Below are 20,060 nucleotides of genomic sequence, written 5' to 3'. Positions count from 1 at the left end.
ATGGCGCGTCCGAGCAAGGATCAGGTGCTGGCCTGGAAGATCGACGCCCTTCGTGAGATCGCCGAATCCGTGGAAACAGAACAGGGTCACGGCGGAATCGAACCGGGTATCGACGATATTCGCGCGTCCATGCGCCGCACCATCCACGACCTGGCCTGGTCGGGCGAGGCGGCCACCGCGGCAACCGGCCGCGCCGACGAGGAATGGACCGATATCGGCCGCATCGTCACCGCCTACAGCAATATCGGAAGCTCCTGCCGCGCCGCCCATCGCGAGATGAGCCACCCGATCCAGACACTGCAATCAGCGGTAACGACTGTCGAAGGTGCCGGCGGCGCAGTGTCGCCGGACTGGGTGGTGACCGGGCTGAACGACTCCCAGGAGGAGGCCAACGAGACCGTCCGGCTTCAGGGACTGGCCGACGATCTGGGTCGTATGGATGCCCGCTGGGCGCCCGATATCGCCGCGGCCGTCGCGGAGCTGCGGGCCATGGCTCCCGCCGAAGCCGGTACGATCGCGGCCATCCCGACACGCCCGGGTGCGGACAAACCACCCACCGAATCCGACCCCGGCGCGAACCGGGCCTGGTGGGATTCCCTCACTGCGGACCAGCGCGCGTACCTGATCGCCACCCAGCCCATGACCGTCGGCGGGCTCGACGGGCTACCCGCGATGGACCGCGACAAGGCGAACCGTAGCGTCCTCGGCTATCTGGAACGCGACCTGCAAACCCAGGTCGCCGGCGCCGACAATCCCCAGATGCGGATCGTCTACCAGAACAAGCTCGACGACCTCCGGGCCGTGCGTCAGCAAGTCGAAGGTGACCCGGGCCGCCTGCTGATGGTCTTGGATGCGAAGGGCGGCGAACGTGTGAAAGCCGCCGTCGCCATTGGCAACCCGGACACGGCGACCCACGTGTCGGTTACCACACCGGGTCTCAACACCAACGCGAAGGGCTCGATGGAAGGGATGGTGGACGAGGCGGAGGCATTGCGAGACCATTCGCAACAGTTACTCAACCAAGCTGAACATGGAAACGAAACGGTCGCGACGATCGCATGGCTGGGCTATGAGCCGCCACAGAACGTGTCCGTGGACGGTGCGGCCGAGGACCCGGTCGGCGCGGCTGTCGGTCTTGCCGGTGTGACGAGCCAGGACCGCGCAGAGGTCGGTGCGGTCGATCTGGCGCGTTTCTACGACGGTCTCGATGTCTCGCACAACGCTGCGGGCAACGGTGATCCACACTTGACCGCGCTCGGCCATTCCTACGGCTCGACCACCACCAGCCTCGCCTTGCAGCAGCTGGCTGATCAGGGCAAGAACCCGGTCGACGACGTAATCCTCTACGGATCCCCCGGACTCGGCGGCGAAATGCCCAACCACACCACCGTGCGCCCCGGCGACGACATCGTGCAGGCCGACGACTACGGCCTCGAATTCGGTCACGTGTTCACCATGGCCACACCCGACGACCCGATCGCCACACTCAACCGCTTCGGCTTCGGCCCCACCGATACACCCGGCTGGGTGCAACTGGAAACCCAGGGCATCACCATCGACGGCACCGAATATCAGGGCGCGAACGGCCATAGCGACTACCCGCGTGAAGGCGACGACCTCGGCAACGGCCAACACAAGACGCGGACCACCGTGCACAACATGGCCGCCGTTCTCACCGGCACATACAGCCAGGCACGCGTGGCAGGCTTCCCCAACCTTCCCTACGCGGTTTCGGAGGGACCATGACCCGGAATTCAACCCCGCTGCGTGCCGCGCTCACCGTGGCGACCTGCGCGATACTCCTGTCCGGCTGCGCAGAGAGCGTCACCCCGCCGGCGACACCGAGCCCGCTCGGCGAACTACAAACTCGGCCCCCACTCGAACAAGCCCGCGACGACCTGCTCGCCGCCACCCTGCAGATGCAGGACGAACTCTCCGCACTGATTCCCGGTATGAACTGGTACAACAACGGAGACCCCGGTAGGAGAAACTGCTCGCAGCGGCGGTTCGACGGAATCGGTGCCAGAGCAGCATATCTGGGGAACTTCGTTTCCGACATGCCGATCCCGGATGAGGCGTGGCCGGAAGCCCTTCGACGAGTCCAAGCGATCGCAGCACAGCACGGCGCCGATCAGGTTTCGGGATACTCCGACCGGCCCGGCGACCACAGCGTCGAAATCTACGGCACCGGAAACAGCATCAGTATCTACTTCGGGACCCAGCTCAACACGGTGATCGGACCCAAAACAGGATGCCACCTACCTGCCGCGAAGATGCCGCCGAAAACCACACCCACCCGGTAACACCGAAACCGGGATCGGGCACAGATATCTCGCAGAGGCCCCGGAGCTGTGTTCGTTGGACGCCGCGGCCGGGGCCACACGGTCGGGCCCCTGAGTTGTGAACTATGGCCGGCCGAATAGACCAGAACGCGCACTTACGGTGAATGCGGCCCAAGCCGCAGAAGAGAAGGACAGAGCGGGGCCGCCGCGATCCTTGGAATCGCGCACACCCACCACATCGCCCTCGATGAACGCCACCTCGACACACTCCCGGCTGCCGCCGCTGTAACTGCTCTTGAACCAGCGGGTTTCGGATCTATCGACGCTCACCTTGCGAACTCCCTTGCCTTCTCGCGGAGCAGTTGCCTGCTGTCCTGCACGGTCAAGGCTACCCGCCGCAGGTCAGCATGCGCGTTGCGATACTGGTCGATTACCTCCGGATCCTCGAAGTACATATCCCCGGTGTAGCCCTCGGCGTAGACCACGGGCGGCTCGATGGGAGTACCCTCCGCGAGATCTTCGAAGTCCAGAATCATGAATGGTCCGGTCAGATCACCCAGCGGAATACCTGCGCCGAACGGGAGAATTCGGATGTCGATATTCGCCCGAGTGCCGATATCCGCGAGGTGCCGGAGCTGCGCTTCCATGATTCGACGGCTTCCGATCACCCTGTGCAGCACCGATTCATCGACGACAACATCGAACAGGACAGGATCGTTCTTCTTCGTCAGCATGATCTGGCGGCGACCGCGTAACTCGACTCTCCGGGCGATCTCGCCGTCCGGCTCGGACGGGTGCGCCAGCCGGGTCAGCGTCCGTGCGTAGTCCGGTGTCTGGAGCAACCCGGGAACAAGTTCCTGGAATGAGGTCAGTTTCCGCGCCGCCGCTTCCAGCCCCATGTAGACGTCGAAGTTCAGCGGGATCAGATCGCCGTACTGATGCCACCAGCTCTTGTTGTTACCTTGCTGGGCAAGGCCTTTCAGTGCATCGATCGTGGTCTCGTCGGCACCGCACACTCGGCAGATCGCCTCGATATCCCAGAGCCGGATCCGGTCGGCCGCGCCGGTTTCCAGGCGTTGCACGGTGGTGGCGCCACGTTCGATACGCCGCGACACTTCCGCGATCGTCAATCCCGCACCCTGCCGTAGGTCCCGGAGATATCGCCCCACTTGGCGACGCGGGAGGGTCGAGCCGATATCTGCCATGACAACCTACTTCCCCTGGATCACGCCCTCGAACTTGTCCTGATCGATCCGGTCGGATCATCTCCACGCGCGGCGCCGGTGTCAGCCGATACACCGACCGAATCGAACCGAAATACCACTGCCCCAATGCGAATCATTACACACGGCCACGACTTTTCCGTCGTGAAAGGCCCGGGCCTGTCCCACGTGCGCCGGATCGAGCCGATATCCACAATCGACATCCGTTTTCTTTGGATGCGACCGCAGCGATTCATGGATGACCGCGGTTTGATTGCCGGATCCTGTTCTCGGCCTTCGCATCAATTCGATCGGATCATCCGCAGCGCGGCCGGATTTGCCGATGGATCCGCTCTACTGGCGCTTGCGAAAGAGCACGGCCCAACGAGAAGCGATCGACGATCGGGAGGCAACCATGCCGGGGATCCACAGCGAGCAGTCCGAGACCTGGGAACCCGCGCTATCGCAGCGGACGGCCCCGAACCGCCGGACGAGTGTGGCGGTGGCACGACTCTGGCGGGCAGCCGAATGTTACGACCTCGGCGTGCTCGAACGAGTCGCGCGGAGCCTGCGCGACCTCGACACCGGTAGCGAATACCGGACCCGCACCCAGCACGAAATCGACGGAGTCATCGCCCGATACCGCGCGACCCACCCCGAGGCGGGGCATGTCCGGTGACACGTGCACTCTGCGAACCCTGGGTCCCGCTGGGCGCGCTCACCATTGCCCGTCACGACGAGGACGAGCTCATCATCCGGTGTCCCGATTCGCTGTACTGCCTGCGCGGCGCACTGGTCACCGGTGGACAGATCGCACCACATTTCCGCAACGTCGCCGGCCTGTGTCCATGGATCGGAGTCGGGGTGCTGCATACCGCGCCGCCGTGTGGTTGCGGGCCGTTCATCACCACCCGGCAACTGCGCATAGTGATCCGTCACGGCGGTACACCGTGGGGGCAGATCGCTTCGATCGCCTGCCCCGGCGGATGCCGGGAATTCGCATCGGTCCGAGCCGGCCGTATCGGCCCGCACAGCCATCCGCCGTGCCCCTGGACCGGTACCCGAGTGGTCGAGAAGGGCCTTTATCCACCGCTGCTCACCGCACAGGATTACCGATGAGCGCCGCGCTCCCCCGGGGCACAGGTGGGGTTGGGGAGTCTTCGGCACGATAGCGGCAACCAATCACTCCCTATCGGACCTGTGTCCACGCAGGTAATCCCGACGAGAAGGCCATGACACCTGGAAACAGTCGATCACGAAACGATTATGCGATCATTGCTAGCATTGATTGCATGGCATCGATAACTATCCGTGACCTGGACAACGACGTCAAGGAGCGCCTGCGTCGGCGGGCCGCTTCGCACGGACGGAGCATGGAAGCCGAAGCCCGGGACATACTGGCCGCGGCGGTGCGTCCGAAACGGTTACTGCACGAGCTCTACGAACGCAGCCGACCCTACGCAGCCGAGCTGGACATCCCGGAACAGCCAGAGGCCGGAGCGGCACAGCTGTGATCATCGCCGATACAAACGTGGTGTCCGAGCTGTTCAGACCCAGTCCCGACCACCACGTACTCACCTGGCTGGAGAAATCCACCGACGTCACGATCAGCACGGTGACCACCGGCGAGATATGGGCGGGCATCGAGAACCTACCGGAGGGAACCCGCAGGGCAGGGCTGGCCGCATTGGCGACGGACCTGTTCGACGAATTCGGTGACGAGGTCGAGGCCTACGATTTCCGGGCGGCCCGCATCTACGGTCGAATTGTCGCCGAACGTCGGCGCCGCGGCCGGCCGATCGGATATGCAGATGCACAGATTGCCGCGATCTGCCTCGCGAACGACTGCCCGGTAGCGACCCGAAACGTCAAGGACTTCACCGACCTCGGTCTCGCCATCATCAATCCCTGGGAAACGACTGATCCCCACTGAATCGGCGTCGAACGTTCGATGTTCGGTACCGCCCCGCCGCCGCGTGCCGGAGGTTACTCCCGGGCACCCGTCGGCGACGTCCGACGGGTGCCCGCAGGGGAGGGTTTTCTGAAACAAGTTCAGCGGGCGCCGACCAGAGGCGCCAAACGCTTCAGTTGCTCCACATCGGGCACCGAGACCAGCAGCATGGTGACGCCGGATGCCTCCCAGACGCCGATCTGCTCGCGAACCTGGGCCTCATTGCCGATGATCGCGGTCTCCAGTACCAGTTCGTCCGGTACGGCGGCAGCGGCCTCGGCCTTCTTGCCCGCCTGGAAGAGTTTGCCGATCTCGTCGACTTCCTTCTCGTACCCCATCCGGCGATACACCTGAGCGTGGAAGTTGAGCTCGGGCGCGCCCATGCCGCCGATATAGAGCGAGGTGATCCAGCGCATCCGTTCGATCTCGGCCGCCGGGTCGTCGGTGATGATCACCTGCGCCGTGGCGGCGATCTCGAAGTTCTCCCGCGAACGCCTGGCACCCGCCCGCGCGAAGCCCTCGTCGAGCCATTCGTTGTACACCCCGGCCATCCGCGGTGTGTAGTAGATGGCCAGCCAGCCGTCTGCGATCTCGGCGGTCAGGGCCACGTTCTTCGGACCTTCGGCGCCCAGCCAGATCGGCAGATCAGCACGTAGGGGGTGGGTTATCGGCTTGAGCGGTTTACCCAGACCCGTCGCCCCCGGACCGGTGTAGGGCAGCGGATAGTTCGGGCCGTCGTTGATCACCGGCCCCTTCCGGGCCAGGACCTGACGCACGATATCGACGTATTCGCGGGTGCGCTGCAACGGTTTGGCAAACGGCTGGCCGTACCAGCCTTCCACGACCTGCGGACCGGATACGCCGAGGCCGAGAATCGCCCGACCGCCGCTGAGATGGTCGAGGGTCAGCGCGTGCATGGCCGTGGCCGTGGGGGTGCGCGCGGACAACTGCACCACGGAAGTCCCCAACCGCACCCGTTCGGTCGCCGAACCCCACCAGGCCAGCGGGGAGAACGCGTCCGACCCCCAGGACTCGGCGGCGAACACCGCGTCGAACCCGGCTTCCTCGGCCGCCACGACCACTTCGGCGGCATGTTCCGGCGGTCCCGCGCTCCAATATCCGAGCTGCAATCCGAACTTCACATCCGACCCCTTTCCGGCCTACTGCTTGCCAGCAGAATAAGAACCTGTTCTACTCGATATCGTGACTCATGGGAATACTGCACCCACGGTAATTACGCAGGAACGCCCGCCGGGACTGAAACCGAGCGATGTGCTCAGTGCGCCCCTGCGGATGCAGTTCGACTACACGCGTTCCGTGGGACCCACCATCGGCAAGTTCCTGACCGGACTCCGCGAGCGCCGCGTATTCGGCAACCGCGGTTCCGACGGCCGGGTGCTGGTTCCGCCGGCGGAATACGATCCGGTGACCGCCGAACCGCTGTCGGAGTACGTCGAGGTCGCCTCGACCGGCACGGTGAAATCCTGGAGCTGGGTCGGCGATCCGCTCCCGGGCCAGCCCTTCGACCGGCCGTTCGCCTACGCGCTGATCCAGCTCGACGGTGCCGACACCGCACTCTTGCACGCGGTGGATGTGCAGAGCCCGGAGCAGATCAGCACCGGTATGCGCGTCACCGCCCGCTGGGCCGACGAGCTCACCGGCACCATCCACGACATCGTCTGCTTCGAACCCGGTGAGACCCCCACTGCGGAGCCCGCTCCGGCGAGCGACGCCGAACCGGTCACCATGATCACCACGCCGATCCAGATGGATTACAAGCACACAGCCTCCCCCGAGGAATCCGCGTTCCTGCGCGGCCTCAAGGAGGGCAAGCTCATCGGCGGCCGGGCCGACGCGAACAGCAAGGTGTACTTCCCGCCGCGCGGCGTGGACCCCGTCGATGGACGGTCGACCGCGGACATGGTGGAGCTGGCCGATACCGCGACCGTCACCACCTTCTGCATCGTGAACGTTCCCTTCATGGGCCAGCGGCTCAAACCACCGTATGTGGCCGCGTACGTGCTGATCGACGGCGCCGATATCCCGTTCCTGCATCTGGTGCTCGGCTGCGAGGCCAGCGAGGTGCGGATGGGTATGCGAGTCAAGGCCGTGTGGAAGCCCCGCGAGGAGTGGGACTACACCATGGCCAATATCGACCATTTCGAGCCGACCGGCGAGCCGGATGCCGACTACGACACCTACAAGCATCACCTGTGAGAGGGCTCCCCGCGTGACCATCACCGAGCGTTCCACCGATAACGCCACCGATATCGCCGTCGTCGGCTTCGCACACGCACCGCATGTGTCGGAGACCTACGGCACCACCAACGGCGTAGAGATGCTGGTGCCTTGTTTCCAGCAGCTCTACGACCAGCTCGGCATCACCAAGTCCGATATCGACTTCTGGTGCTCCGGATCGTCGGATTACCTGGCCGGCCGTTCCTTCTCGTTCATCTCCGCGATCGATTCGATCGGCGCCGTACCGCCGATCAACGAATCCCATGTCGAGATGGACGCCGCCTGGGCCCTGTACGAGGCGTGGGTGAAACTGCGCTCCGGGCAGGCGAAAACGGCCCTCGTATACGGCTTCGGGAAATCTTCCGCGAGCACGCTGCGTCAAGTACTGGCGACCCAGCTCGACCCCTATCTGGTCACTCCGCTGTGGCCGGATTCGCTGGCCGTCGCCGGACTTCAGGCCCGTGCCGGACTGGATGCCGGCCGGTGGACCGAACGCGATATGGCCGCCGTCTCGGCGGCGCATACCGTCCACGGCACCTCGGTCGACGACCTGCTCGCCAACCCGTACGTCGCCGACCCGCTCCGGGCGCACGATTGCGCGCCGATCACCGACGGTGCCGCGGCCATCGTGCTGGCGGTCGGTGACCGCGCCCGCGAACTGAACGAACGTCCCGCGTGGATCACCGGAATGGCGCACCGGATCGATTCCAGTGCGCTGGGTGCCCGCGATCTGACCACCTCCCCCTCGGCGGCGGCCGCGGGACAGTCGGTGACCGGCGGCGACACCACCGGTATCGATGTGGCCGAAGTGCACGCGCCGTTCAGCCACCAGCAGCTCATCCTCGCCGAAGCACTCGGATTGAAACCGGAGACCTCGGTCAACCCGTCCGGCGGCGCACTCGCCGGCAACCCCATGTTCGCCACCGGGCTGGAACGTATCGGCTACGCCGCGCTGCCCATCATGGCGGGCGACGCCGGACGCACCCTGGCACACGCCACCAGCGGCCCGGCCCTGCAGCAGAACCTTGTGACCGTCCTGGATTCGGAGGCCCGCCGATGAGTTTCCCCGCCGCGGTGCTGGGCACCGGACAGACCCATCACGTAGCCAAGCGCAGCGATGTCTCGATGGCCGGAATGTGCCGTGAGGCGATCGACCGGGCGCTCGCCGATTCCGACCTGACCATGGCCGATATCGACGCGATCGTCATCGGCAAGGCGCCGGACATGTTCGAGGGCATGATGATGCCCGAGCTGTACCTGGCCGATGCGCTGGGAGCGCCCGGGAAACCGCTTTTGCGCGTGCACACCGCGGGCTCGGTCGGCGGTTCCACCGCCTGTGTGGCCGCCAATATGGTGCAGGGTGGTGTGCACGAAAAGGTGCTCGCCATCGCCTGGGAGAAGCAGTCGGAATCGAACGCCATGTGGGCCCTGTCGATTCCGGTGCCCTTCACCATGCCGGTCGGCGCGGGCGCGGGCGGCTATTTCGCACCCCATGTGCGCTCGTATATCCGGCGGGCCAACGCGCCGCTGCATATCGGTGCCACTGTCGCGGCCAAGGATCGGCGCAACGGGGCCAAGAACCCGCACGCCCATCTCAAGCAGGGCGATAAAACCGTCGAAGAGGTGCTGGCCTCGCAGATGCTGTGGGACCCCATCCGATTCGACGAGACCTGCCCCTCCTCCGACGGCGCGTGCGCGGTGGTCATCGGCGGCGAGAAGTCGGCGGCCGCGGTGGAAGCGTCGGGCAAGAAGGTCGGCTGGATCCACGCGACCGCGATGCGTACCGAACCGCTGGCTTACGCCGGCCGCGATCAGGTGAATCCGCAGGCCGGCCAGGAAGCCGCCAAGGCGCTGTGGGCGCAGGCCGGTATCACCGACCCGCTCGCCGAGATCGATGCCGCCGAGATCTACGTCCCCTTCTCCTGGTTCGAGCCGATGTGGCTGGAGAACCTCGGTTTCGCGGCCCAGGGTGAGGGCTGGCACCTCACCGATAAAGGCGAAACCGAGATCGGTGGTGCCCTGCCGGTCAACCCGTCCGGTGGCGTGCTCTCCTCGAACCCGATCGGCGCCTCCGGCATGATCCGGTTCGCCGAAGCCGCCAAACAGGTGATGGGCCGGGCCGGGGATTACCAGGTCGACAATGCCCGCAAGGCGCTGGGTCACGCGTACGGCGGTGGCTCGCAGTACTTCTCCATGTGGGTTGTGGGATCGGAACGTCCATGACACTGAAATTCAGTCTCGGGGTCGCGCTGAGCCCGCTGGAACAGCTGCCCGAACTCGCCCGCACCGCCGAGGAAGTCGGGTTCAGCTCGATCGCTCTGCCGGATTCGCTGTTCTACATGAAATCGCAGCAGGCGGACTACCCCTACACCCCGGACGGCAGCCGTTTCTGGGGTCCGGACACCCCGTGGGTGGATCCGCTCATCGCCGCGACCGCCATGGCCGCGGTGACCACCCGGCTCCGCTTCTATACCAATGTGCTCAAACTCGGTTCGCGCAATCCACTGCTGCTGGCCCGGCAGGTCGGGTCGGTGGCGAATCTGTCCGGTAACCGGTTCGGGTTCGGCGTGGGAATCGGCTGGGCGCCGGAGGAATTCGAATGGTGCGGTGTGCCCTACGCGCGCCGGGGCGCCCGGGTCGACGAGATGATCGAGGTCATCAAGCGGGTGCTCGACGGCGGGATGGTCGAATACCACGGCGAGTTCTTCGATTTCGACGAACTGCAGATGAGCCCGGCGCCGAGCGAACCGGTTCCCTTCTACATCGGCGGCCATACCGATGTGGCGCTGCGCCGCGCGGCCCGGGTCGGTGACGGCTGGACCTCGGCGATGATGAAATTCGACGATCTCCAGACCACCATCGCCCGCCTGGGTGAACTGCGGGCGGAGAACGGACGCGCCGATGTTCCGTTCGAAATTCAGGCCGTCTGCATCGACAAGTTCGGGCGCGACGGCTACCAGGAGCAGTACGACGCCGGTGTCACCGATGCGATCGTGATCCCTTGGCTCGCCGCGGGTATCGGATTCGACGGTGATCTCGAGGCGAAGAAGGACGCCCTGCGCAAATTCGCCGAAGAGCATATCCAGAACCCGATCACCTGAGTTCCGGGAGAAGATCCGATGAGTACTGCCGAACACCCCGCACGGGCCGCGGGCCTGGCCTCACAGGCCGCTGTCCGTGCGCGTGACAAGGATGCCTGGCTCGCGCTGTTCGCGGCGGACGGCATCGTCGAGGACCCCATCGGTCCTTCCGGGTTCGACCCGGAAGGTAAGGGTCACCGCGGACGTGACGCGATCTCCGCGTTCTGGGACAAGGCCATCGCCGGTACCGACTCGATCGAGTTCCTGTTCGGGGATTCCTTCGCCTGCGGTTCCGAGGTCGCCTTCACCGGCACGATCCGCAGCATCCTGGGTGGTCACAGCATCGACGCCGACGGGGTCTTCACCTACAAGGTGGACGACGCCGGCAAGATCCTGGCACTGCGCGCCTTCTGGGAAGTCGACCGAGCGATGGCGACCGCCACACCGACCACCTGACGAGGGGCGAACCGGTCCCCCTCCCGGTTCATGCCCTACGGAAACGCCGGCCCCGCATATCCTTCGGGATATACGGGGCCGGCTTCGTCATAGCTGAGGAGTATGCGCCGTCGAGCACAGGCGCGGTATGCCCACAGACCCGCGGCCTTCTACCTACGGCACCTGACAGAAAGCGTCATATTCGCCGGTACCCGCCCTCGACGCGCACAAGAAAACCCCGGCTCCGTGCGTCCTCACGCGCGGAACCGGGGCCTACCGTGGATTCAGCTCGCGGTCTTACCCGTGATCGGGCAGGTCTTGTAGTCGACCTGGAACTCCTTGACACCGTTCAGCCAGCCCGAACGCAGGCGCTTGGGATCGCCCAGCTTGGTGATGTCGGGCATGTGATCGGCGATCGCGTTGAAGATCAGGTCGATTTCCAGCTTCGCCAGGTTGGCGCCGATGCAGTAGTGCGCGCCGGTACCGCCGAAGGCCACATGCTGGTTGTCCTCGCGCATGATGTCGAACTTCTCCGGGTTCTCGAAGACGTCCTCGTCGAAGTTCGCCGACCGGTACAGCATCAGGACCCGCTGGCCCTTCTTGATCTGCACGCCGCCGAGTTCGGTGTCCTCCAGCGCGGTGCGCTGGAAGGTGGTGATCGGGCTGGCCCACCGAATGATCTCGTCGGCGGCCGTCTTGGGGCGTTCCTTCTTGTAGAGCTCCCACTGGTCCGGGTTCTCCAGGAAGGCGATCATGCCGTGGGTGATGGCGTTGCGGGTGGTCTCGTTACCCGCGACCGCCAGCAGCATCACGAAGAAACCGAATTCCTCGGACTTGAGGGATTCGCCGTCGATATCGGCTTCGACCAGGGTGGTGACGATATCGCCGGCCGGACACGCCTTGCGGGCTTCGGCCATCGCGTAGGCGTATCCGAGCAGTTCGGTGGAGGCCTGCACCGGATCCACATCGATTTCCGGATCGTCGTAGCCGGTCATCTCGTTGGACCAGGTGAACACCTTCATCCGGTCTTCCTGCGGGACACCGATCAGTTCGGCGATCGCCTGCAGGGGCAGTTCGCAGGCGATCTGGGTGACGAAATCGCCGGACCCGGCCTCGGCAGCGGCCTTGACGATGGCCTCGGTCCGTTTGGACAGCTCCTCCCGCAGCGAGTTGATCGCGCGGGGGGTGAACCCGCGGGAGATGATCTTGCGCATCCGCGTGTGCTCGGGCGGGTCCATGTTCAGCAGGATGAAACGCTGCAGTTCGATCTGCTCACGCTCGATATCGTCGTTGAAGCGCGGCAGCGCGGTGTTCTCGAACGTCGAGAACACATCGCTGCGCCGCGACACCTCCTTGACATCAGCATGTTTGCTGACGACCCAGAAGCCGTCGTCGTGGAAACCGCCGACCTCCGGCGATTTCTCCTGCCACCAGATCGGTGCGGTACGGCGGAGTTCGGCGAACTCCTCGACCGGCACCCGCTGCACGTACATGTCGGGGTCCGTGACGTCGAACCCGTCCGGCAGGTTCGGCCGGCCCATGCGCGTATCCACCACCAGATGTCTCCTTCGACAAACTGAAACACGTTCTACAATCATTGAAGCACAGGCGTGTGAATGAGGAAAGAAACCGGACTGATCTTGCCCTTGCCTGTGTGCGGAACACGTTACAGTTTTATGTCCGAAACGAAAGGTTCACCATGGGCACTCCCGTTATCGTCGAGGCAGCTCGCACCCCCATCGGCAAGCGCAACGGCTGGCTGTCCGGTCTGCACGCGGCCGAGATCCTCGGTCTCGCCCAGCGCGGGCTGCTCGATCGCGCCCACCTCGACCCAGCCAAGGTCGAACAGGTCATCGGCGGCTGCGTCACACAGGCCGGCGCCCAGTCCAACAACATCACCCGCACCGCCTGGCTCACCGCCGGCCTGCCGTGGCAGATCGGCTGCACCACGATCGACTGCCAGTGCGGTTCGGCCCAGCAGGCCAACCATCTCATCGCGGGCCTGATCGCCACCGACGCCATCGATATCGGAGTCGCCTGCGGCGTCGAGGCGATGAGCCAGGTCCCGCTGGGCGCCAACGTCGGCGAGAACGCCGGCCCGCGGCGGCCCGAATCCTGGGATATCGATATGCCCAATCAGTTCGAGGCCGCCGAACGGATCGCCAAGCGGCGCGGTATCTCTCGCGAAGATGTGGACGCACTCGGTGTCCGGTCGCAGCGGCTGGCCGCCCAGGCCTGGGCCGAGGGCCGGTTCGACCGCGAAGTCCTGACGCTCACCGCCCCGGTCGTCGACAAAGAGGGCAACCCGACCGGCGAGAAGCAGGAAGTGAGCCGGGATCAGGGTCTGCGGGAGACGAGCGCCGAGAGCCTCGCCAAGCTGAAGCCGGTTCTGGAGGGTGGTATCCACACCGCCGGCACCTCTTCGCAGATCTCCGACGGCGCCGCGGCGGTACTGCTGATGGACGAGAAGGCCGCTCAGCGCGAAGGCCTGCGCCCGCGGGCCCGGGTGGTGACCCAGTGCCTGGTCGGTGCGGAGCCGGAATTCCACCTCGACGGCCCGGTCCAGGCCTGCACCCGGCTGCTCGAGCGGTCCGGGATGAGCATCAACGATATTGATCTGTTCGAGATCAACGAGGCATTCGCCTCCGTGGCATTGTCGTGGGCCCAGGTTCACCAGCCGGATTTCGACCGGGTGAATGTAAACGGCGGAGCAATCGCACTGGGCCATCCGGTCGGGTCGACGGGATCGCGACTTATCACCACGGCCCTGCACGAACTGGAACGGTCCGACCGCAATGTCGCCATGGTGCTCATGTGTGCCGGTGGCGCACTCGCGACGGGAACGATCATCGAACGACTCTGAATCATCCGTCCAATTCTCGGTACATCCCAGGATCCGGGGTACTCGTGCTCCATCACATACCGAAGCCCCGGAACCCCTGGAAATTCCACACTGTAGGTTGAACGTTCATCTCAGCGTTCGGCAGACGTGTCGTACGCCACACAGACTGCATACAGGGCTCTCGAAGGGGTAACAGCTATCCGAGGGTTACTCGCCGCCCGCCCGGGAAGACCCCTGCGACGGGCGGCGACCTGGTGCGATCATGAGTCCACAAGATCCGTGCGGGTAACCCGCAAACGCGATACCACGGTCCACTTCTCCGGATACATACCTAGAAGCTTCAAGGAAATCCCGAATCAGGCGTAGGTTTTCAGTTACTGAGCCGCTAATATCAATGATAGGTATCCGAGATAACGACTGTTAGTACAGTGAAGGGAATTGGGCGGCTCACAATGGCTGATTTCGCGGCGCGGCTGAACAAGCTGTTCGAAACCGTGCATCCCCCGGGGCGTAAGCCGCATACCAATGCAGAGGTAGCGGCCGCGCTGACGGCATCCGGTCATCCGATCTCGAAGCCGTACCTGTCGCAGTTACGGTCGGGTCAGCGGACGAATCCGTCCGATGAGACGGTCGCAGCCCTGGCGAAGTTCTTCAAGGTCAAGCCCGACTACTTCTTCAACGACATATATGCCGCGAAGATCGACCACGACCTCGAACTCCTATCGCAGCTACAGGGTTACGGGCTTCGGCGGCTCTCCAGCAGGGCCTTCGACCTCTCCGAAGAGTCGCAGAATCTTCTCACCTCCATGGCGGAGAAGCTGCGCGCAAGCGAGGGATTACCCGAAGTCCCCCCGGACGGGACCGAATAAGACCGGAAGCAGACGCGGTGCGATCCGAAGCGGGTCGCACCGCGTCTGCTTCTGTTCGCCAGAAATCACGATCGCAACGTTCCCAGTATCGGGAAGAATTCCTGCGGCGACAGTATGGCCAGACGCCAAGATCTGCGGTACCCGATAATCACAGTACCGACCAATCGGCACGATTTTCGGGCCCGCGGCCGCCTTATCACAGTGACGTAACGGACATACCGCACACCTCGGGCAACTAGCGAACCGCAGCCTCCCGGTGCGCGGCCGGTTCCGGGGCAGACTCGAAAGCCTGCGCGATCGCCTGCACCCAGCCACGCGGACTCACACCTTCCGGAGGTGCGACCCACCGGGCATCGACCACTGCCGGGCCCATCGGATGCTTCGCCCATTGCGCCACCCGCTCGGCACGGCGGCCGACCGCCGCGGGAGGTTCGCCGGCCGCGGCGAGCTCGACACCACCGCCCGACTGCAGGTACAGCGCGTCCATGATCTGCGCCACGCGGTCCGATGCCTTGAGCTGTGTGGAAGTCCCGGTCTCCTCCTGGACCACCTCCGGGAAACGCTTCACCAGCACGTTGTGCAAGCTCCGCACCCGGCGCAACAACAACCGCGCGCGCAACCACATCTCGACCACGATCCATACCGCGCCGACCGCGATCATCAGTGCCGCCAGCTGCCATAGTGGCCACGCCCAGGCCGGCTGTCCCGGCTCGGCGCCGGGAGTATCGGTGAGACCGCGCTGGATCTGGCCGGCGGCCAGCACGATGACCAGCGCAGTCCCGACGATATAGATCGCGATACCACGTCCGAGCGCCGTCCAACTCAGATTCCGCAGGCCGGTCACCACCACAAAGATCCCCGCGGCACCCGTCACCGCCCAGCCGAGGACGAAGCTCCAGGCCAGCGCACCGACAACGGCGAGTAGGCCGATACCGTATATACCCCAGGCGATCTGGCGCAGATTCCGGCGCGAAACCACCGGCCAGGCCGCTGATGCGACCACCGATGTCGCGGTGACGAACAGCAGCCAGGAACCGGCCACCACCCCTTCGGACAGCAGCCCGCCCGGCAATCCGCCGGGCAGCAGGTTGTCGACCGCCAGGCCGACATCGGGAATGGCCGCGGTGCAGGCCAGGGCCACGGCGGATACGGCCACCACGATCGCCACCCGGGCTGTGGTGGCCGGTTTGACGAGTACGCGCCCCACCCGGGCGCCGGCCGCGACCCACACCACCAGGGCGGTCAACCAGAACGTCATCCCAGAGCCTCATCGAATCGAAGGACCGAGACGCCCGCGCCCCGGCTGTTGAATACGCGAAGCCGCGTCATCAGCATGGCGGCGAAGGTTTCTGCCTCCCATTCGGACTGGTCGTCCTCGCCGTCCTCGACCGCGGTCTGATGTGCGCGCTGACTCAGCATGTAGGCGATCAGGTCATCGCTCACCTCGAGCGTGACATCGGTGGCCGGAGCGCCTTCGTGGTCGAAGACGATATGGCCCAGTTCGTGCGCGAGCGTATGGTCGCGGCTCGGCAAGGCGCTGGCCAGCACGATGATGTCCTTGGCCGGGTAGTACCGCCGCTGCCCGCATACGCCGGGGCCGAGATCGGCATCGGCGATCTCGATCGGCCGGCCACGTTCGGCGGCCACCGCGTCCACCACCTGTTCGAGAGTGGTGGCGTCCGCGTCGGCCGCTATCGCGCAGACCGCGTCGACCGCGGCCGCCACCCGGCGATAGGCACGAGTGCTCGGTGTTCTGCCCTGCGCGGCACGGATGTTCCCGGTGCTGTGCTGCGTCATCGCGATCACGCACCCGTTCCGAAGAATTCGGCACGCGCGGCATCGATCCGCGCCTGCGCCTGGGCCGCGCTCTGATAGCTCATCACGGCCGAGCCACCGCCGGCGATGGCCAAGGCGATGAGACCACCGATCACCGAAAGCACTTTCGGTTCGGGTAACAGCCCCTCGGCGCTGGTCGGTCGCACGGTATGGCTCGGCGGTGCGGCGACAACCGACGGCGCCGAGTCCGGGACAGTAGCACCGGGGGCGCCGCCGGGTGGTGCGATAGGAACAGTGAGACCAGCGCCGACCGCGACATCCGCGACAGTGGGCGCACCAGCACCCGCACCACCGCCCGGGGCCGGGAGCGCCAGCGGTGGACCGACCGGCGCCGACGGCACGGGTGGTACGGGTAGCAGCAGAAGAAGTAGTGGCGCCGCCGAACCCACGCCGGCGGAACCCAGTGCGGCCGAACCTGTCGCCGCCGAACCGGCCGCGGCCGAACCCGTCGCCGCGGAACCCACGGCGGCCGATCCGAGACCCGCCGAACCTGTCCCGACCACGCCGATACCGGCCGAACCCAATGCCGCCGAACCGGTTCCCAATACACCGGCACCGGCCGAACCCACGGCCGCTGAACCCGTCCCCAATACAGCGGATCCCGTTCCCAGAGCAGCCGACCCGGTCACGCCGGCACCCAGACCGGCGGATCCGGCAGCAGCCGAACCGATACCCGCGGCGGCTGATCCGGTACCCGCGGCGGCGGAGCCCGTCACGGCCAACGGGGAGATCGCAGCCGACCCGACGGCCGCCGACCCGGTGGCGAGGATCGTGCCCAGCGCCGTGCCCAGGCCCACGGGCCCAACAGGTTCCGCCACCGGAGCAGGCGCGGGCGTGGACTCTGACGGAGTGACGTCCTCAGTCGATTGCCCGGTGTCCGCGGCATCGCTTCTTCCTGGGATGCCCAGGGGCTGCCACTGCGCCACATCCCCGGAATCCGTTCCGCTGCTTCCGGTATCGGTGGTCCCCGGAGCCGCGGGAGGGTTACCCGGCGGAGCGGGGGGAACGTTCACCGGAGCGGGGGCGGCGGCACTTCCGGTACCGAGACCCGGTACGGGCGCAACTCCCGAGTTCGCCCCGGCGCCGGGGCCCGATGACCGGTCCGGGATCGCAAGCGGTCCAGCGCTCTCGGATTCGGGGGCGGTATCCGCCGGTGGCGCGGACCCTCGATCCCCACTTCCGGTCGGCCCCTGTTCCCGGATAGGAGAGCGGCCCGGTTCGGCTGCGGCATATCCCGGCCCCCCGAGTAGCGTCAGGCAACCCAGTGCCCCGGCTACTGCGAGTAATCGCTTACTGCGACCAACGGCCATGCGCCAGCCATCCCCTCGATCGATATCGCGGATCCCCCCGGTTATCGCGGCTTCCGGGCAGAACGAACAGATGGTTGCCCATGGTAAACCAGCGCTCCGACCGGCGCATGACGAAGTCTCGAAACGGCGACCGCCATCTGGATAACCGCAGGTGAAGTGTCGATCTACCGGGGCATTAGGTGTGATATGGGATGGAATCGATCACAGTTACCGGATAGCGGATCCGGTAACTGGACAGCCGCCACGCCCGGCCGGTTACGCGCCGTAGACCGGCTCCGGCGGAGCACCCTTCGCGATCAACTCCGTGACCACCTGGCCGAGTTCGGCCGGATCCCAGCGGACACCGCGGTCCACCGGTACACCGTGCCGCCAGCCCTCGGCCAGCGCGATGCGGCCACCCTCGACCTCGAACATCCGGCCGGTGACACCCGCTGATTCCGGGCTCCCCAGCCACACCACGATCGGCGAGATGTTCTCCGGTGCCATGGCGTCGAAGCCCTGATCGGGGGCGGCCATCATATCGGCGAAAACGGTTTCGGTCATCCGGGTGCGCGCCGAGGGGGCGATGGCGTTCACTGTTACGCCGTAGCGCCCGAATTCGGCGGAAGCGGTGAGAGTCAGTCCCGCGATACCCGCTTTCGCGGCACCGTAATTGCCCTGTCCGACGCTGCCCTGCAGTCCGGCACCGGAACTGGTGTTGATGATCCGGGCGTCGACCGCGCGACCGGCCTTCGATTCCGCACGCCAGTACGCGGCGGCGTGCCGCATGGTGGCGAAATGTCCTTTGAGATGGACGCGTACCACCGCGTCCCATTCGTCTTCGCTGAGGTTCACCAGCATGCGGTCGCGGACGAATCCGGCATTGTTGACGAGTACATCCAGCCCGCCGAAGGTGTCCACCGCCTGCTGGATCAGCCGCTGCGCACCGTCCCAGCTCGCCACATCGTCGCCGTTGGCGACGGCCTCGCCGCCGGCCGCGCGGATTTCCGAGACCACCTGCTCGGCCGGTGTCTCCGCCGTCGACTCACCGGCGAGGCTGGTTCCGATGTCGTTGACCACGACCTTCGCGCCCGCGGCCGCGAAGGCGAGCGCGTGCGCCCGGCCGATCCCCCGGCCGGCACCGGTGATGATCACTGTCCGTCCGGCGCAGATGCCCTCGGTTGCCATATCCGTTCCTATCGTCGATGTCGTATCTGGTGGTCGTCGAGCTAAGGGTGTGCGGAGCCGGCCGCGTCGGTGGAATGGGCCGCGGTGGCGGCCGAGAGGAACGCCGGCGGTTCGCCACCGCCGTGGATCTGCAGCGTGGCACCACTGATATACGCGGCGAGCGGGGACAACAGGAAGGCCACACCGTTGCCGACATCCTCGGGCCGGGCCAGCCGGCCCATCGGAATGGTCTTTCCGACCGCGGCCACACCGTCGGCGTCGCCGTAGTGCAGTTCGCTGAGTTCGGTTTCCACCGCGCCGACGACCAGTGAGTTGATCCGGACCCGGGGCGCCCATTCCGCCGCGAGCGAGACGGTCAGCGCGTCGACCCCGGCCTTGGCCGCGCCGTAGGCCGCGGTGCCGGGTGAGGGCCGGTGCCCGCTGAGGCTCGAGATATTGACGATCGCCCCGCCGGATTCCTGTTCACTGATCACCGCGTGCGCCGCCTGCGCGACGTGCAGGGCCGCGACCAGGTTCAACTCGATGATCTTGGAGTGGAATCTCGGGCTGGCGTCGGCGGCGAGCGCGTAGGGCGCGCCCCCGGCGTTGTTGACCGCATGGTCCAGCCGGCCGTGCCGCCGCACGATCTCCGCGATCATCGCCTGCACGGCGTCGGCATCGCGCACATCGCAGGGCAGGAAGTCGATTCCGCGGCCGTCGAACTCGACCGCAGTTTCCGCAGGCCGGCGCGCACAGGCCACCACTGTCGCACCGGCTGCCAGGAGTACCCGGCTGATTCCGGCACCGACACCGCGGACGCCCCCGGTTACCAGAACGACGCGATCGGACAGGTCGATTTCGAGTGCCAC

General features: G+C 65.8%; 22 protein-coding genes. 13 read left to right on the top strand and 9 right to left on the bottom strand.

From position 1 onward, the window contains the following. Both ABZ827_RS18280 and ABZ827_RS18275 read left to right on the top strand, forming a co-directional pair. The gene (locus ABZ827_RS18280) at nt 1-1,746 is read left to right on the top strand and encodes an alpha/beta hydrolase (protein WP_357237944.1); all 1,746 of its coding nucleotides are present in this window, start codon (nt 1-3) and stop codon (nt 1,744-1,746) included. Continuing rightward, nucleotides 1,743-2,303, top strand: a complete 561-nt coding sequence (locus ABZ827_RS18275; protein ID WP_357237943.1) for an LppA family lipoprotein — start codon at nt 1,743-1,745, stop codon at nt 2,301-2,303. The genes ABZ827_RS18280 and ABZ827_RS18275 overlap by 4 nt, the downstream gene beginning before the upstream one ends. Before the next feature lie 102 nt (nt 2,304-2,405). Here the strand turns inward: ABZ827_RS18275 and ABZ827_RS18270 are convergent, their stop codons facing one another. Then, a complete protein-coding gene (locus ABZ827_RS18270; protein WP_357237942.1) occupies nt 2,406-2,612 on the bottom strand; it encodes a DUF397 domain-containing protein in 207 nt (68 codons plus the stop codon). Further along, nucleotides 2,609-3,487, bottom strand: coding sequence for a helix-turn-helix transcriptional regulator (locus tag ABZ827_RS18265; protein WP_357237941.1), 879 nt, complete (start codon nt 3,485-3,487; stop codon nt 2,609-2,611). The genes ABZ827_RS18270 and ABZ827_RS18265 overlap by 4 nt, the downstream gene beginning before the upstream one ends. A 340-nt stretch (nt 3,488-3,827) precedes the next feature. On the opposite strand from ABZ827_RS18265, the gene ABZ827_RS18260 reads away from it, so the two are divergent. The 4 genes from ABZ827_RS18260 to ABZ827_RS18245 all read left to right on the top strand — a co-directional run bounded on the left by ABZ827_RS18260 (nt 3,828) and on the right by ABZ827_RS18245 (nt 5,417). Further along, the gene (locus tag ABZ827_RS18260; protein ID WP_357237940.1) at nt 3,828-4,163 is read left to right on the top strand and encodes a hypothetical protein; all 336 of its coding nucleotides are present in this window, start codon (nt 3,828-3,830) and stop codon (nt 4,161-4,163) included. Then, nucleotides 4,160-4,603, top strand: coding sequence for a hypothetical protein (locus tag ABZ827_RS18255; RefSeq protein ID WP_357237939.1), 444 nt, complete (start codon nt 4,160-4,162; stop codon nt 4,601-4,603). Before ABZ827_RS18260 ends, ABZ827_RS18255 begins: the two co-directional genes overlap by 4 nt. Before the next feature lie 173 nt (nt 4,604-4,776). Continuing rightward, nucleotides 4,777-4,998 (top strand): Arc family DNA-binding protein, encoded by a 222-nt coding sequence (locus ABZ827_RS18250; protein WP_357237938.1) that lies wholly within the window; start codon nt 4,777-4,779, stop codon nt 4,996-4,998. Next, complete coding sequence (locus ABZ827_RS18245; protein ID WP_357237937.1) at nt 4,995-5,417, top strand: type II toxin-antitoxin system VapC family toxin; 423 nt, start codon at nt 4,995-4,997, stop codon at nt 5,415-5,417. The genes ABZ827_RS18250 and ABZ827_RS18245 overlap by 4 nt, the downstream gene beginning before the upstream one ends. A 119-nt stretch (nt 5,418-5,536) precedes the next feature. Here the strand turns inward: ABZ827_RS18245 and ABZ827_RS18240 are convergent, their stop codons facing one another. Next, the gene (locus tag ABZ827_RS18240) at nt 5,537-6,577 is read right to left on the bottom strand and encodes an LLM class F420-dependent oxidoreductase (RefSeq protein WP_357237936.1); all 1,041 of its coding nucleotides are present in this window, start codon (nt 6,575-6,577) and stop codon (nt 5,537-5,539) included. Between the two features lie 151 nt (nt 6,578-6,728). On the opposite strand from ABZ827_RS18240, the gene ABZ827_RS18235 reads away from it, so the two are divergent. From ABZ827_RS18235 to ABZ827_RS18215, 5 genes are read left to right on the top strand one after another with little or no spacing between them, the layout of a single operon-like run. Beyond that, nucleotides 6,729-7,652 carry an OB-fold domain-containing protein gene (locus tag ABZ827_RS18235; RefSeq protein WP_357238010.1) on the top strand — a complete coding sequence of 308 codons (924 nt, stop codon included), beginning with the start codon at nt 6,729-6,731 and terminating at the stop codon, nt 7,650-7,652. 13 nt (nt 7,653-7,665) lie between these two features. Beyond that, the gene (locus ABZ827_RS18230) at nt 7,666-8,733 is read left to right on the top strand and encodes a thiolase domain-containing protein (RefSeq protein ID WP_357237935.1); all 1,068 of its coding nucleotides are present in this window, start codon (nt 7,666-7,668) and stop codon (nt 8,731-8,733) included. Next, nucleotides 8,730-9,896, top strand: a complete 1,167-nt coding sequence (locus tag ABZ827_RS18225; protein ID WP_357237934.1) for a thiolase domain-containing protein — start codon at nt 8,730-8,732, stop codon at nt 9,894-9,896. The genes ABZ827_RS18230 and ABZ827_RS18225 overlap by 4 nt, the downstream gene beginning before the upstream one ends. Nucleotides 9,897-9,898: 2 nt before the next feature. Beyond that, the gene (locus tag ABZ827_RS18220; RefSeq protein WP_357238009.1) at nt 9,899-10,774 is read left to right on the top strand and encodes a TIGR03619 family F420-dependent LLM class oxidoreductase; all 876 of its coding nucleotides are present in this window, start codon (nt 9,899-9,901) and stop codon (nt 10,772-10,774) included. A gap of 18 nt (nt 10,775-10,792) precedes the next feature. Next, the gene (locus ABZ827_RS18215; protein WP_357237933.1) at nt 10,793-11,209 is read left to right on the top strand and encodes a nuclear transport factor 2 family protein; all 417 of its coding nucleotides are present in this window, start codon (nt 10,793-10,795) and stop codon (nt 11,207-11,209) included. A 263-nt stretch (nt 11,210-11,472) separates the two neighbouring features. Here the strand turns inward: ABZ827_RS18215 and ABZ827_RS18210 are convergent, their stop codons facing one another. Beyond that, on the bottom strand, nt 11,473-12,729 hold the full coding sequence (locus ABZ827_RS18210; protein WP_357238008.1) for a cytochrome P450: 1,257 nt from the start codon (nt 12,727-12,729) through the stop codon (nt 11,473-11,475). A 158-nt stretch (nt 12,730-12,887) separates the two neighbouring features. Here ABZ827_RS18210 and ABZ827_RS18205 point away from each other — a divergent pair, with 158 nt between their 5' ends. Next, the gene (locus tag ABZ827_RS18205; RefSeq protein ID WP_357237932.1) at nt 12,888-14,051 is read left to right on the top strand and encodes a steroid 3-ketoacyl-CoA thiolase; all 1,164 of its coding nucleotides are present in this window, start codon (nt 12,888-12,890) and stop codon (nt 14,049-14,051) included. A 431-nt stretch (nt 14,052-14,482) separates the two neighbouring features. Next, complete coding sequence (locus tag ABZ827_RS18200; RefSeq protein ID WP_014348820.1) at nt 14,483-14,899, top strand: helix-turn-helix domain-containing protein; 417 nt, start codon at nt 14,483-14,485, stop codon at nt 14,897-14,899. 235 nt (nt 14,900-15,134) lie between these two features. On the opposite strand, the gene ABZ827_RS18195 is transcribed toward ABZ827_RS18200, so the two are convergent. The 5 genes from ABZ827_RS18195 to ABZ827_RS18175 form a co-directional block, all read right to left on the bottom strand. Then, the gene (locus tag ABZ827_RS18195; RefSeq protein WP_357237931.1) at nt 15,135-16,157 is read right to left on the bottom strand and encodes a hypothetical protein; all 1,023 of its coding nucleotides are present in this window, start codon (nt 16,155-16,157) and stop codon (nt 15,135-15,137) included. Continuing rightward, on the bottom strand, nt 16,154-16,696 hold the full coding sequence (locus tag ABZ827_RS18190) for an ImmA/IrrE family metallo-endopeptidase (RefSeq protein ID WP_357237930.1): 543 nt from the start codon (nt 16,694-16,696) through the stop codon (nt 16,154-16,156). The genes ABZ827_RS18195 and ABZ827_RS18190 overlap by 4 nt, the downstream gene beginning before the upstream one ends. 5 nt (nt 16,697-16,701) lie before the next feature. After that, nucleotides 16,702-17,553: a hypothetical protein gene (locus ABZ827_RS18185; protein WP_357237929.1), complete on the bottom strand. Its 852-nt coding sequence runs from the start codon at nt 17,551-17,553 to the stop codon at nt 16,702-16,704. A gap of 747 nt (nt 17,554-18,300) precedes the next feature. Beyond that, nucleotides 18,301-19,212 (bottom strand): SDR family oxidoreductase, encoded by a 912-nt coding sequence (locus ABZ827_RS18180; protein WP_357237928.1) that lies wholly within the window; start codon nt 19,210-19,212, stop codon nt 18,301-18,303. 41 nt (nt 19,213-19,253) lie between these two features. Continuing rightward, nucleotides 19,254-20,060 carry an SDR family oxidoreductase gene (locus ABZ827_RS18175; RefSeq protein WP_357237927.1) on the bottom strand — a complete coding sequence of 269 codons (807 nt, stop codon included), beginning with the start codon at nt 20,058-20,060 and terminating at the stop codon, nt 19,254-19,256.

It is taken from the genome of Nocardia sp. NPDC019395, from assembly GCF_040632335.1.
Taxonomy (GTDB): domain Bacteria; phylum Actinomycetota; class Actinomycetes; order Mycobacteriales; family Mycobacteriaceae; genus Nocardia.
This window is presented reverse-complemented; position numbering and strand designations above follow the sequence as displayed.

What these genes read in the sequence shown, in the direction of transcription:
- ABZ827_RS18225 (WP_357237934.1), top strand. Translation starts at nt 8,730, where the DNA reads ATGAGTTTCCCCGCCGCGGTGCTGGGCACCGGACAGACCCATCACGTA.
- ABZ827_RS18180 (WP_357237928.1), bottom strand. Translation starts at nt 19,212, where the DNA reads ATGGCAACCGAGGGCATCTGCGCCGGACGGACAGTGATCATCACCGGT.
- ABZ827_RS18195 (WP_357237931.1), bottom strand. Translation starts at nt 16,157, where the DNA reads ATGACGTTCTGGTTGACCGCCCTGGTGGTGTGGGTCGCGGCCGGCGCC.
- ABZ827_RS18260 (WP_357237940.1), top strand. Translation starts at nt 3,828, where the DNA reads ATGGATCCGCTCTACTGGCGCTTGCGAAAGAGCACGGCCCAACGAGAA.
- ABZ827_RS18280 (WP_357237944.1), top strand. Translation starts at nt 1, where the DNA reads ATGGCGCGTCCGAGCAAGGATCAGGTGCTGGCCTGGAAGATCGACGCC.
- ABZ827_RS18265 (WP_357237941.1), bottom strand. Translation starts at nt 3,487, where the DNA reads ATGGCAGATATCGGCTCGACCCTCCCGCGTCGCCAAGTGGGGCGATAT.
- ABZ827_RS18235 (WP_357238010.1), top strand. Translation starts at nt 6,729, where the DNA reads ATGCAGTTCGACTACACGCGTTCCGTGGGACCCACCATCGGCAAGTTC.
- ABZ827_RS18275 (WP_357237943.1), top strand. Translation starts at nt 1,743, where the DNA reads ATGACCCGGAATTCAACCCCGCTGCGTGCCGCGCTCACCGTGGCGACC.
- ABZ827_RS18215 (WP_357237933.1), top strand. Translation starts at nt 10,793, where the DNA reads ATGAGTACTGCCGAACACCCCGCACGGGCCGCGGGCCTGGCCTCACAG.
- ABZ827_RS18205 (WP_357237932.1), top strand. Translation starts at nt 12,888, where the DNA reads ATGGGCACTCCCGTTATCGTCGAGGCAGCTCGCACCCCCATCGGCAAG.
- ABZ827_RS18190 (WP_357237930.1), bottom strand. Translation starts at nt 16,696, where the DNA reads ATGACGCAGCACAGCACCGGGAACATCCGTGCCGCGCAGGGCAGAACA.
- ABZ827_RS18210 (WP_357238008.1), bottom strand. Translation starts at nt 12,729, where the DNA reads ATGGGCCGGCCGAACCTGCCGGACGGGTTCGACGTCACGGACCCCGAC.
- ABZ827_RS18200 (WP_014348820.1), top strand. Translation starts at nt 14,483, where the DNA reads ATGGCTGATTTCGCGGCGCGGCTGAACAAGCTGTTCGAAACCGTGCAT.
- ABZ827_RS18250 (WP_357237938.1), top strand. Translation starts at nt 4,777, where the DNA reads ATGGCATCGATAACTATCCGTGACCTGGACAACGACGTCAAGGAGCGC.